At 37.7% G+C, this 12,752-nt stretch carries 15 protein-coding genes; 11 read left to right on the top strand and 4 right to left on the bottom strand.

Annotated elements, in window-relative coordinates; all coding sequences use genetic code 11:
* Window positions 1-6 precede the first annotated feature (6 nt).
* On the top strand, window positions 7-480 hold the full coding sequence (locus tag ABIE27_RS18390) for an S-layer homology domain-containing protein (protein WP_429351183.1): 474 nt from the start codon (window positions 7-9) through the stop codon (window positions 478-480).
* Window positions 481-585: 105 nt separating this feature from the next.
* Here ABIE27_RS18390 and ABIE27_RS18395 read toward each other — a convergent pair whose 3' ends face one another.
* Window positions 586-906 carry a hypothetical protein gene (locus tag ABIE27_RS18395; protein WP_429351184.1) on the bottom strand — a complete coding sequence of 107 codons (321 nt, stop codon included), beginning with the start codon at window positions 904-906 and terminating at the stop codon, window positions 586-588.
* Window positions 907-1,477: 571 nt separating this feature from the next.
* Here ABIE27_RS18395 and ABIE27_RS18400 point away from each other — a divergent pair.
* From ABIE27_RS18400 to ABIE27_RS18420, 5 genes are all read left to right on the top strand, one after another.
* The gene (locus tag ABIE27_RS18400) at window positions 1,478-2,266 is read left to right on the top strand and encodes a hypothetical protein (RefSeq protein ID WP_429351185.1); all 789 of its coding nucleotides are present in this window, start codon (window positions 1,478-1,480) and stop codon (window positions 2,264-2,266) included.
* Complete coding sequence (locus ABIE27_RS18405; RefSeq protein WP_429351186.1) at window positions 2,263-3,072, top strand: DUF6710 family protein; 810 nt, start codon at window positions 2,263-2,265, stop codon at window positions 3,070-3,072. The genes ABIE27_RS18400 and ABIE27_RS18405 overlap by 4 nt, the downstream gene beginning before the upstream one ends.
* Before the next feature lie 142 nt (window positions 3,073-3,214).
* The gene (locus tag ABIE27_RS18410; protein ID WP_429351187.1) at window positions 3,215-5,959 is read left to right on the top strand and encodes a restriction endonuclease; all 2,745 of its coding nucleotides are present in this window, start codon (window positions 3,215-3,217) and stop codon (window positions 5,957-5,959) included.
* A gap of 523 nt (window positions 5,960-6,482) precedes the next feature.
* The gene (locus tag ABIE27_RS18415) at window positions 6,483-6,671 is read left to right on the top strand and encodes an aspartyl-phosphate phosphatase Spo0E family protein (RefSeq protein ID WP_154887164.1); all 189 of its coding nucleotides are present in this window, start codon (window positions 6,483-6,485) and stop codon (window positions 6,669-6,671) included.
* A gap of 33 nt (window positions 6,672-6,704) precedes the next feature.
* Window positions 6,705-7,010: a hypothetical protein gene (locus ABIE27_RS18420; protein ID WP_429351188.1), complete on the top strand. Its 306-nt coding sequence runs from the start codon at window positions 6,705-6,707 to the stop codon at window positions 7,008-7,010.
* 207 nt (window positions 7,011-7,217) lie between these two features.
* Here the strand turns inward: ABIE27_RS18420 and ABIE27_RS18425 are convergent, their stop codons facing one another.
* Together ABIE27_RS18425 and ABIE27_RS18430 are read right to left on the bottom strand one after the other, a co-directional pair.
* On the bottom strand, window positions 7,218-7,604 hold the full coding sequence (locus ABIE27_RS18425; protein WP_429351189.1) for a hypothetical protein: 387 nt from the start codon (window positions 7,602-7,604) through the stop codon (window positions 7,218-7,220).
* A gap of 99 nt (window positions 7,605-7,703) precedes the next feature.
* On the bottom strand, window positions 7,704-7,973 hold the full coding sequence (locus tag ABIE27_RS18430; protein ID WP_426334332.1) for a hypothetical protein: 270 nt from the start codon (window positions 7,971-7,973) through the stop codon (window positions 7,704-7,706).
* Window positions 7,974-8,120: 147 nt separating this feature from the next.
* Between ABIE27_RS18430 and ABIE27_RS18435 the strand changes: the two genes are divergently transcribed.
* Both ABIE27_RS18435 and ABIE27_RS18440 read left to right on the top strand, forming a co-directional pair.
* Complete coding sequence (locus tag ABIE27_RS18435; protein ID WP_429351190.1) at window positions 8,121-9,569, top strand: lipase family protein; 1,449 nt, start codon at window positions 8,121-8,123, stop codon at window positions 9,567-9,569.
* A gap of 33 nt (window positions 9,570-9,602) precedes the next feature.
* Window positions 9,603-9,878: a hypothetical protein gene (locus ABIE27_RS18440; protein ID WP_111272569.1), complete on the top strand. Its 276-nt coding sequence runs from the start codon at window positions 9,603-9,605 to the stop codon at window positions 9,876-9,878.
* A gap of 137 nt (window positions 9,879-10,015) precedes the next feature.
* On the opposite strand, the gene ABIE27_RS18445 is transcribed toward ABIE27_RS18440, so the two are convergent.
* Window positions 10,016-10,249 carry a hypothetical protein gene (locus tag ABIE27_RS18445; protein ID WP_429351191.1) on the bottom strand — a complete coding sequence of 78 codons (234 nt, stop codon included), beginning with the start codon at window positions 10,247-10,249 and terminating at the stop codon, window positions 10,016-10,018.
* A gap of 135 nt (window positions 10,250-10,384) precedes the next feature.
* Between ABIE27_RS18445 and ABIE27_RS18450 the strand changes: the two genes are divergently transcribed.
* The 3 genes from ABIE27_RS18450 (at window position 10,385) to ABIE27_RS18460 (ending at window position 12,649) form a co-directional block, all read left to right on the top strand.
* A complete protein-coding gene (locus tag ABIE27_RS18450; protein ID WP_429351192.1) occupies window positions 10,385-10,984 on the top strand; it encodes a hypothetical protein in 600 nt (199 codons plus the stop codon).
* A gap of 454 nt (window positions 10,985-11,438) precedes the next feature.
* Window positions 11,439-12,047, top strand: a complete 609-nt coding sequence (locus ABIE27_RS18455; protein WP_429351193.1) for a hypothetical protein — start codon at window positions 11,439-11,441, stop codon at window positions 12,045-12,047.
* A gap of 17 nt (window positions 12,048-12,064) precedes the next feature.
* Window positions 12,065-12,649 carry a hypothetical protein gene (locus tag ABIE27_RS18460; protein ID WP_429351194.1) on the top strand — a complete coding sequence of 195 codons (585 nt, stop codon included), beginning with the start codon at window positions 12,065-12,067 and terminating at the stop codon, window positions 12,647-12,649.
* Window positions 12,650-12,752: the final 103 nt, after the last annotated feature.

Consider the following 12,752-nt stretch of genomic DNA (forward strand, 5'->3'; position numbering starts at 1 on the left):
AACCTTGTGCCACCTATTAAGAGTCTAGTGAAATATCTAACGAAACGTATAGACAGGTCATCTTTTGTCTTGGGAGAGGGGAAAGTAACCTGGACTGTTCGCAATCCGTCAATTGCTAATGTTACCAGTGGCACGGTTACAGGTAAGGCAGCGTGCAGTACTGTCGTCAGCGCTGTCTATGGAGCCCAATCAGTAGATATCAACATAACAGTAACAGGCACGCCAGTTTCGGGGTCAGGATCCTCTCCGAGCAGTTCAAGCAATACAAGCACTTCAATCGATAATAGTACTCCGGCTAAAACGGAACCTTCAATACCTCCTGCTAAGGAGATCATTGAAGCGGCTGCAAAGGCGGGACTACTTGAGGACAAGAGCCCGAATCGGTTTGAACCGGACGCCAACCTTACGAGGGCGGAAGCCTTAACGGTGATCATGTGCATGTTGAGAAAGAATCCAACGATTGATCAATTGCTGGGTTAACCATGAAATAGCTCATAGCTTCTAAGCTGAGCAGATATAAAACAAAAATTTGTCCCCCTTCTCGGTAGGCAGTGTATTAAAACCTGTTACCGTAAAGGGGGATACCTATTTAAAGTTTGGTTTCTTGGATATACCTTCAGGGAGCGATAGTGTCTTAATACTTAAAGGATCGTAGTTTACAAAAACAAATACCTTCTTTTTCTTATCGCCTTCAATGTAGCCGTGGAGACCTAACGACTTGCTTAGATCGGGAGGAGAGAATTTATACTCTGTAAAACGAACAGTTACACCGTATTTTTCGAGAACATAATCTGCAGCGAACTTCTCTGCGGAGGATACAATCGCCTTTTCCTCTTCGGAGGCACATGCTCCAAGCAAGAAAGATGAGAGGATTAAGATTACAAACAGGAAGAAAGGTTTTCTCAAAAGGGACACCTCTGCTCTTTGTACAAAAAGACATAATTGCATTATATAAGATTGCATTTAAGTATATCCAAGATGTACTGGATAAGTAGATAACTTCTTCATACAGGGATTTGTCAACATTTTAGAACATGATCATTCTTTTATGTAGATCGTATTGGTTTCATCATTTTATTGTAGCAGGGAACATTGACAGAAGTAATTGACGAAAGATACAATCCATATATTCCCTATAGTTTCAAAAGCATTTATAACGATTGATCGATTTTAAAAATAACTTCAACTCTCTATTTGGAATTTGATTATATTGAATATGGGTGGAACTGATGAACATTTTATAATTATTACCCTAGACTTAAGAGTGAAAAGGAATTCACCAGACAATTAATGAATGGCTAGTATCAGAGAGTACTTAACTCAGATGTTGGAGTTTTGAGCAAAATGCTGGCTTGAAGTAGAGTAGTTGCTTTTAGAATATCACAAACTGGAGAGTTTTTTTACGCTTTATAAGAGAACCAGATTAGTTAAAATGACTTTCATATATGGATAATTAACTTAAAAAGGGGTTTTGATAGTGAATCAAGAAGAGGCGATTAAGAGAATTGAACAGCAAATTTCAAATATTGAGGTTCTGAGAAGAGTACCTAGGGGAGCTTCATCACCTGAATTTAGCAAGTGGCACAGAGATACCCAGATAATAATTACAAAGATATTCGGAGAAAAAACAAGACATATTAACGATTTTGATGGAATTAGTTATCATGTTAACTTCTTTAGTAGTAACACTCCAGATTCATACTTTGATAAATTCTATCAAGAGGGGCTAGATGAAGTGACATCTATATTACAATCATTTGCTCAAGAGATTAATGATTTTGGTATAAGTGCAGCAACTATTAATAAATTAACTTCGTTTGATTCGGTCCTCAAGATATGTCATAGATTTCATAAGGTTGCTAGGCAATTGAGATCGAGACATAGTGATCGCCCCACTCTTGAGATCAATGATGAATATGATGTTCAGGACTTATTTCACTCCTTATTACTGCTGGATTTCGATGACGTGAGACCAGAAGAGTGGACTCCAAGTTATGCGGGAAGCAGTTCAAGAGTGGATTTCTTGTTAAAAAAAGAGCAAATTATAATTGAGATCAAGAAAACTAGAAAAGGATTGGCAGCAAGAGATGTAGGTGAACAATTACTGGTGGATATTCAAAAATATCAGAGTCATCCCGATTGTAAGATGTTGATCTGTTTTGTATATGATCCAGAAAATAAAATTACAAATCCATATGGTATTGAGAATGATTTGAGTAGAGAATTTGAGGGAATTCCAGTCAAAGTTATTATTAATCCTAAATGATTTATACAGATATAATACAGGTTTTACAATATTTTTATGTGGAGTGTGAAATGATTTTGTTAAAAAAAGTTAAAAGTTTATTTGTTAACTCTAATAAAAGCAAATTAAGTGTTTACAATCAGCGCATTATTCAAAGCGACAATGATAAAAAACAATTGTTTGAAAACATGATAGCAGCAGTAAAAGATACCATCTCTCAAAACGAAGAGTTGGAACAATCGCCAATAAGGCATCCTATTTATGATTTAATAAAAATGATAGGGCTACGAATTCAGGCGAAATATCTCACTAATAAACTATATGATCCCTCACATGTTAGACTCCCAGATATCACCTCTGATGAAGTGTTTTTTAAGAAACCTGTTGAAGATAGAATGTACATTACTAGTTATCTTAAACAACTTAATAATGAAGCATATTCTGTAAGTCTTAAAGATGATTTAGTGTTACCTTGGCCTTGGAATTATGAAAGATTAATAGACTCTCTGGTGAGTATAGGTGAAGATAGACATTGGGGAAACTGGAAAATGGATCGTTCGAATCATAATGTGGAACTTTGGTTACCAATAAGGGTTGTATTTATCATTGGCGGAAATCATTCTATTACTTCTGGTATAGTTCAAGGTATTGGGACGTTGAAACCCAATTATGTTTATGACATGACCTCTATCTATGACGTCATATACACTGACGGGGTTTACTACTACAGAAAAGATGATAATACAAAACTTGAGAAGGTTAATGAAGTTGAATTTGCTGTGTTATTTGAGGTTGGAAGGATAATGAAGGAGAAAGGAATTTATTAATTATAGGCATGATTTATTAGGGGAGGTATGAGGATATGATTAAATTTGATTTGTTAGAAAATAGAACGGACTTACTGAATTTCTTGGCTATGTAACTGCGTATTTATGATTGAGATAATATATAGAAAGGGGTGTTGCCCTCATGGTGACTATGATCGAGATTGGGGTTAGTGATAATGTATCAACAACTGAAAAAGGTAAGCTATTAGAAACCTTGGGACGAGAAGTTCTTGAAACAATGCAATATGATGTTATAGAGGAAATACGATTGACTGGAATTGAGGTAGACCTATTAGCTAAGCATAGGATGACTTCCGAAGTGATTTATGTTGAGTGTAAAGCATATAAAGATACCAACACGATCTCAGCTGATGTTATCACAAAATTACTAGGAAACGTTCACCTTAAGAGAGTATCCGCAGGTTGGCTGTTATCTACTGGGCCTCTAGGCAAAGATGCAAAAGGGATTGTTGAAGAGTGGGAGAAACAGTCCTCTGAACAAAGAAAGTTACTACAAATATACTCCCCAGAGAAGTTGGTTAATTTAATAGTCAATTCAGGGAGGGTTTGTAATCCCCTTTCATTGGAATATCCAACCATTGGTTCATTTTCTGACAATGTAACGCTTTTAATCACTAACATTGGGCGATTTTGGGCAGTACCACTTATTCATGTGAGTGCAGGGATTCCCTACGCTGTTATATTATTTGATGCTAAAACTGGAGTGTTAGTAGCGAATCATCATATAATTGATTCAGTATCTAAAATCCCCTCTTCATTTCATGATTTGGAATGGCTCTATCCTAATGCTATTATCGACGAACATTCAATTAATGATCAACTTACCAAAGAATCAGAAAGCGTTATTACTGTATCCTCAGGAGACCAATGGGCAGACTATCGCCCGTCACGTCCACAAGATTTCGTAGGTAGGGATGGTCTTCTTCAAGATGTCTATAAGTTTGTTGACAATGTTCGAAATTCATCAATTAGAACCAGACTTTTAGCATTAAAGGCACCCTCTGGCTGGGGGAAAAGTTCTGTATTGCTTAAATTAGTAGAGAAATCTAAGACCTCCCGCCAAAAAAATAAAAATTATGTTTATGCTGTTGATGTTCGTGCTGCTACAAGCCATAGATATGCTGAGTTTTCATTAATTGAATGTCTCAACTCCGCTATTAAGGATAATTTCATAAAAAAACCTGACACACCAATAAAAATATCAGATACCAATAATCCATTATCAGACCAATCCATTATTGAAATTGTTCGGACTCTCAAATCTGAAAACAAAGTTATTATGTTAATGTTTGACCAGTTTGAGGAGATATTCTCAAAGAAGGAATTATTTCCACTATTTGAGAGTATTCGAAAGCTTAGTATTGCTGTTGACGCCCTTCAGGAGAATATAATATTAGGATTTGCTTGGAAAACAGACGGTACTGTTCCAACTGATCATCCAGCATACCACTTATGGCATGGACTTGCAGATAGAAGAAGAGAATTTTTACTAAATCCATTCGTCGACAAAGACATACTTAAAGCACTCAATATATTTTCAAAAGAGATAGGAGAACCACTAAACCCGATATTAAAGGGATATTTAAAAGACCATTGTCAAGGATATCCTTGGTTATTGAAAAAATTGTGTATTCATGTTTTTTCATTGGTACAGGGAGGAAATCAAGATGAAATATTGGGGAAAAGTCTAAATATCAACGAGTTATTTGAAAAAGAAACAAGTGAATTAAGTGGTATTGAACTTGCTTGTGTAAAAAAGGTAGCACAAGATTCACCTGTCGAGTTTTTCCAAATGGTAGAAACTTACGGAGACTCAACAATTCAATCTTTAGTTAACAAGCGCATCATTTTAAGAAAAGGGCAAAAATTAATCTTATATTGGGATATTTTCCGCGATTATATTCTTACTGGTAAAGTGCCTTATATTCCTGTTACATATATACCTCAGACCCAATTTAGAAGGTACAGTTCAGCGCTACAAGTATTAATAGATCACAAATCATTAACAATCCCAGTCTTTGCTTCTAAATTAGGTATAGGGAGAGATGCTGCAGAGAATATAGTTAGGGATTTTGTTATGCTCGGTAATTCATCAAGGCAAGGAGATAACCTAAAATTTTTGCATGAGAATGCGGAAGAAGCGTATAAAAAAGTTGTAGATTTTTTCACCAAACATATTACTTACGCTAAGATTATCGAGGAACACGGTAACACTTTCCAGATAACACTGGGGGATTTTGAGGTTTACTTTAATGAGTTATACGAATCCTATTCAGAAAAGACAAAGAAGCTCTACATTAATAGAATCAATGGGTGGTTGATTGGAGTAGGATTCATTGAAATAAAACACAATAAAATAATTAATAATGTTGATAATAGTATAAGAGGGTTTTCAAAGACCACTTTTCCTAGATTTAGTAGTCGAAAACGTATGCGAAATGCGAACTTTTTAGGTGAGGCTCCTCCTGAACGAGTTTTAGAATTAATTCGAAAGATAGAAATTGGACAGACAAGCGAATCAACTCTAAAGAATACTGGTTTACGTAATGCCATTTCTCTATTAAATTCTATCGGAGGTTTATCAATAGAGAATGGAATTTTATCAGTATCTCATGAACAAAAAAATATGACTCATTGGCTTGCTAAGACGGTTCTTTCAACACCTACTATGGATATTGTTAAAAAGAATGAGGATAAAGGTGCTATAGAATTAGGAAAAATCATTTCTGCTGAGTTAAATAAAAGTTGGATTGAATCTTCACAAAAAAGATATGGTTCTGCGCTCATTCAATGGTTTAAGTGGGCGACAGAAGTTTTAAAGAAAGAAACAGTTAGTGCTGGGAATTCTAATACCTTATTAGACTAATTATTGTGAAACACCGCCAAAAGCCTAGAAAGAAGTATCTCTGGGCTTTTTGGTAAGTGTTATTTATTTACTTTCTTTGTTAGAAATCTAAGAAGTTATGAAAAAATGACTTAATCCTTAATTTCCTCAAGCAAATATCCCACAAAAATCTCAAAGCCTTCGTAATAATCACCACTTCATAATCCTGAACAAGATGGTATTGATCTCCCTAACAGGAAAGACTAGTCTAATTGATACAATTGTTGCTTGTAACCTGGCTTGAAATTCTTTTTGTTTGATTCCTTACTTTTGCTGATATTTACAATTCAAGAACAAATATTATTTTTTGACACTGTAGGGTTTATTTCAGTGTTTTTTTATTTTAATTCGATTCCCGCATTATAGCAGTCAGATTTTATCTTACAATCTTGAAGACGAAACTATACTCTACAACACTGAGTTTAATAATCGCATTAAAATTGACTGCTCACATCCAGTCTTAACAAGACATGATGCAGTTTAGACCCATCAGAGAGGTGCATGTATGAGCCGGTTGCTTGACTTATTGGAAGAGGAACGGCGCAAGCTTAATCAGCTTGGAGAGGCATCCTTGAAGCAAGCGATTCCGTTGTGGGACAATCCTGCGGTTCAGGAACAGAGCCGAAGGGTGGATGAACTGGTGGCACGAGTTAGTGAAACGAAGGCGAAACATAGTCGAGTGGTACGGCAATGAGTGAAGTACATAATGTGTAGGGGAGGAGAAACTGTGAATTTTCCACCGTGGATGCAGCGTGCGATTCGGGCAAGGCTGGATGAGGTGACTGTGCAGATCGAGCATGATCCTGAACTGAGTCGTGTACGTGGAGAAACGGATGAAGCGTTCGAAGCTTTGTTTACTGGCAAGAATGTCGAGCAGACACCTGAATATGCTGAATGGGAGAATCGTTACATTATTAGCAAAGGCATAGAAAATGAACGGTTATACATGCAGGGGCTGCGAGATGGTATTCAGTTAACGGTATCCTTGCTAGGTCAGTCGATGTTGGTGGAGAGAGGGAATGAATCTGACTAAAGCTAATTGATTTACGAACTTAGCAGTGTGAAAGCCCGTGCATGCTTACATAGATTAGCTTGGTAAGCATGCACGGGCTTGTTCCACTAATGCGGACCGGATTGTATGGGGAAGCGCCCCCGCTTTACACTTAAAAACCCGATCCGAAGCGTGAATAACTCGCTTCGGATCGGGTTTTAGTGCTTTACTTTTCCACAAAACAAATTCTTATTTCCCACTCACAGACTTGAACCAATCATTTACCTCTTGGGTGATCTGGTCGCCGCCGCTGGATTTCCAGTTAGCTACGAATTGATCGAATGCATCGATTGGCAGTTTGCCGTAGATGATTTTGTTGAAGGTTTCGAGCTCAGACTGACGGAGCAGGTTCCACTTGGATACCATGGTTGGTGTGGCTGCGCCGGTGAAATAGTTTTGTTTGCGGATGTCGATCTGGGACATCACGACTTTACCTGCGTACCAGTTTTCAGGTTTACGGAATTCGGCGATTTGTTTCTCGTAAGGTGTCTCAGCTTTCTCGCCGTTCGCGAGTTTTACAGAAAATATATCCTTTAATACGTAAATTGCTTTATAATGTATAAATATAGGATACAAGAGAGGGCATAAAGATATACGTCTAACAACGTAAAAAAGAACCTGGAGACTTGCTCCAGATCATGCCTGTCAAGCATACATATTTTTAGTCCGCCTTTTTCAGGAATCCTTTTTCGGATTTCGACGATCTATAAACCAGCCCGGTCCTTCTACACTGAGAACCTCCTGTGTATCGTAGTTGTAAGAAACGGTAATACGTTCATCCTCATGTCCAGTTATGTGACCGTACAGGTATAAACGTGAATGGATGGAAGGGTCATCCACATCGTGACTCGTTACAACAAAGTCTGCATTGTAGTATTTCTTTATGTACTGAATGCTTATTGGTGTAGCCTTTTCTACAATCATTTGTTTATCTGAGGCAGACATACTTGAACACCCTCCTAGTATAAATAAAAAAATAATGAAGGTTAACAGCAGTAAATTATTTTTCATAGATGTTAAATCTCCTTTTATGGAAATAAACTCTAAAAATACTTTAATACATATTATTGGATTAGACAAGGTGGGAGAACATTGACTTATATCAATGATAAGACGTATTGGACCATTGCTGATGAGGTATACAAACGAGATTTACCCTCAAACGGATATAAAAACGAAAATCTTCCAGGATGGACAATAGTTGAACCTGAGGGAGCAATGTTGCATGATACAAACGGTTCTGGTTTTGATGCTACTGTATTCTATAACGAAGAGCACAATCAAGTTATTATAGGCTACAGAGGGACTGAACCACCTGATCGTCCAATATGGAGCGTACTAACAGACTGGGAGACCGATTTAAGTGATGTTGTGGGGAATCGTGCTAAAAATCTGGAGAAAACTCACAATTATATGGAGCGGCATAAGGAAGAGATTTCGTCGTTACCTTTGCATCAACGAATGCCTTTTATTCAAGAAGAAGCAAGGTATCAGAATAATCAGTTTGTTCAGGCAATGAACCTGTTTGAGAAAGTGAAGGAGGAGTACCCAACTGCTGATATATCAACAACTGGGCACTCGTTGGGAGGGGCTCAGGCGGAATATGTTGCTATTCGTAACGGAGTATCTTCAACAAGTTACAATCCGCCAAGTATTGTACATTTACTTCCCGATGACTTACAAGAGAAGGTTCAAAACGGGGATTATCTGAAAACGAATGTGGCCTATGTCCATCCAGGGGATACTGTTGGATCTGGAGTGAAGAATGCGGATCAGCATGTTGGCTCTACCTATTACATTAATTCAACCTTTGAAGAAGCTAATCGATACGAGACAATCCCTATTTTCTTACCAAAGCGACGAGAGACTTGGTGGGAACAAGCGTTGTTCGGTAACAAGTGGTCAACTGAATTTATTCGTGTTCCGTCTATATCTGGAGAACAGAGTGCACTGTCCAAGTTTTTGGATTCCATGCTCGTTGGTCAGAAAGCACATAGTATGGATCATTTTGCATTCGATGAGGATGGAAACATTAGTAATCCATTATATACGCTAGATGGTCGGCGGGTGGATGGCCAGCCTAGAGTGGAAAACTATTCAGAGATGATGAAGGCAAGAGAAAAGTTGAAGGCTGAAATGAACAAACTTTATGAGGAATATGGTCCTGCTGTTAGGGAAAGTTTAAGTAAACTTGTTACAGCGGTACTTGGAACCCACTCAGTAGATATGGCTAGACAGAACTCTGCGTATTATGTGGGTGATCGACACGGGAGCACCATACAGCTAACACCTGAGGAGCTTGCACATGCTTCCAGACAGATGCGGAATAGCCTACTTGATTTTGCTAGTGATACAAATTCTTCAATTCAGATGTTCCAAGCTTATATATCAACCAGTGAGAGTCGGTCCTTTAATTCAATTGCGTATGATGCTACAGCAATGTTGGAGCGAATTAATCGGTGGTACCAAGAATCTATCACAGACATCGCAGATTATATTGAGCAGAAAAGACAAGATTTTGTTCTTGCAGATCAATCATAGTGTATCTTTAACGAACGTGTAGGAGGTGTACATATGGGAAGAATATCTGTTTCTTTGTCAGACTTGAGAAGAGCAGTTCAACAGTGTGAACAGTTGCAGCAGAACTTGATTCAGCAAGAACAGCAGATGCAAAATATATATAGAAAGTTGGAAGAATGGAAGGGAGAATCCGCAATAAAGTTGTCTGAAAAAATGTCGAGGTTCCTTGAAGGGAGTACATCCAGATTAGCAGAGCTAGAAGCACACCAAGAAAGATTAAAACAGTATATCAGGAAAATGGAAGAGGCCGACTATGGATATCAACGATAAGTCTAATCCCTATAGTATAGCGAACCCATATGTCATAGGGGAGCGCCCCCGATCTACACTTAAAAACCCGAGCCGAAGCGTGAATAAACGCTTCGCTCGGGTTTTAGTGCTCTACTTTTCCAAAAAACAAAATCTTCTTACTTACCACTTACAGACTTGAACCAATCATTCACCTCTTGGGTGATCTGGTCGCCGCCGTTGGATATCCAGTTAGCTACAAATTGATCGAATGCATCGATGGGCAGTTTGCCGTAGATGATTTTGTTGAAGGATTCAAGTTCGGACTGACGAAGCAGGTTCCACTTGGATACCATGGTTGGTGTGGCTGCGCCTGTGAAATAGTTTTGTTTACGGATGTCGATCTGGGACATCACGACTTTACCAGCATACCAGTTTTCCGGTTTACGGAATCAGACGAGGGTTTAGGAGGAGCTACTAACAGGAAGGAAGAGCATTAATTATGTGTTAGGCTTAAAGAAAAAAAGGCAGAAGTGAGGTATGGATATATGAAAAATGGATCTAAGTACTTAATCTTGCTTTTTATGTTTATTGCGATTGTTTCTGTTCTATTTCTTTTGAATATCAACACAAATGAAGCCAATGAACCGCTAGTTAATGGTAATATCATTCAAGTCAAAAATTTTGATCTGAATGCGAAATCAACGAATTTAAAGACAATGACAGAAGGCACGATATTTGTTGAGGGTGAGAAGGAACAGATTAATCATATCAAAATCGTAGCACATGTAGAGATTGACCCCACTGACTGGGGTGGTGTTGCATTTTATATCCCTGATCAATGGAGTGTCTCCAGCATCACCAGCAGTTACCCTGAACATCAATCGAAGCTGAAGCCCGCTGAATATGTATCCACTTGGAAGAACTCTTCTGATAACTCTTCATGGCGCACCATGATTGAGATTGGAAGGGAACGAGATTTAACAGCAAATGGCGGAGGTACTGGAACCATTTTAATCGATTTAATTCCGAATCAAAAGGGTGTGACTCCTTCTGAGTCATTAAAAATTGGTATTGAGGTCGGTTCGGAAGAAAAAGATGGAAAAAGAGTGATGGATACGGACTTCGTTGAAGTTCCTGTAATCTAGAGTACTTACTTAATCGTTCTTTAGTTTGGTGAGCCAGAACTAAAGGAAGTTAAACCTAAGTTCATAAAATAAAAAAAAGAAAATTTGAGTTAGTTTTGACACAAATTAGACACATATGCAAGTAAACTTTTTCCATATATGTTACGTTTATATAATTAGAGGGTTCAACATTTAGTTATCTCGATAAAGATGCTTGTATTCGTTAAATGACAGTGCAGATTTAGATTGTAATAAGAGATTTCCATGCTCTCTTTTACAATACATATGCTTGCTAAATTTCTAGGATGAAGGTGGATTTACTACAAGCTCGAAAGTTCTATTTTGTATAAAGATAGAACTGTTGAGACTCGTTCTTTACAAGGAGAGGATTATGCAGTTCATTTCACCACTAAACTGTAGTGTTTTATGTATTTCAAACAAATGCTGAACAAATTTTTACGGAGAGGTGAATATTTTGAAAAAACGTTGGATGGCAATGTTAACCTGTTTTATGGCTGCATTCCTCATTACAGCATCTGTAAAGGCAGCAAGCTCCGATTATTATAGCGGATCATGGGATACAAGTAGCACAACCAGTTTAGGCATAGCAGTAGGGTCGAGTATGTCCTCACATTTAAGTTCGTTTCAAAGCTGGTATACCGGATGGAATGGTGTATCCTCCAAAGTAGGCTTAGCAAAGCCTTATGAACAATCAAGTCTAGATCAAACACCACACTATGCAAGAATCAATATTATTGGAAAGAATCTTGGTTCTACAGGTAACTGGGCTGAAGCTTGCAATTATAAATATAGTGTTATATGGGGTTACTCATGTGATTGGAATGGATCTTGGAAAGACTCCATTATTGAATTCAATACCAACACGGATTCAAATACAAAAATAGGGTATTCGTTTCATAGTACTAATTTAAAGAAAAAAATATTCCTACATGAATTGGGACACTCATTAGGACTTAAACATCCAGATACTACTTCTAACGCCATCATGAAACAAGGGGATAACGGGTACTATGTTGTACAGACCTATGATAAGTCCAATATAAAAGAGAAATATGGAAATTAAATTTTGGAGGTGTTGATATGAAAAAGTGGGTAATGGCAGGAGTTATAGTTGTAATGGGGGTTAGCATGTTTTTGGGATATAAGCATTTAAATGCACAAGAACTGCGTCCAGATGCAGATTATCACAATTACTCTCTTTCTGAGATCGAATCATTAGCTACTGTTATTGTTGAGGCTGACTGGGAAGAGGAGACGAATTCAATCGTTGAATTAGATCAAAAGGATAAGTATCCATTGGATACACGTACATTTTCAAATATAAAAGTGAAGAAAGTATATAAAGGTGCAGTGAAGGAGGGGGAGGAACTGAACGTAGTTGAGTACTATGCCAAATGGAGAGACGTGGCAGGTGCATATGTCAAATATCCAAATGAATTGTATCAACCCTTAACGTCAGGTAAAAACTATCTCCTGTTTTTATATCAAAGTCCAGAGGAACCTTCAGGTTCATATGAGATCATTGGCAACCATCAGGGTAAGTATGTTTACCCGGAAAGTCAAAGTAACATGAGTATTCAATCCACAAGTGATCTGGATATTGCTGAAAAAGATGAACATTATTCTGCCTTGTATAACGAGGTTAATGAAAAGTATTTTAAGTAGCACAATGGATACTATTTGAATTATAGAAGGGAGCGACCCTGATCTACACTTAAAACCCCGAGCCGAAGCGTGAATCACTCGCTTCGGCTCGGGGTTTAATGCT

The organism is Paenibacillus sp. 4624 (genome assembly GCF_050435065.1).
GTDB classification, from domain to species: domain Bacteria; phylum Bacillota; class Bacilli; order Paenibacillales; family Paenibacillaceae; genus Paenibacillus; species Paenibacillus amylolyticus_D.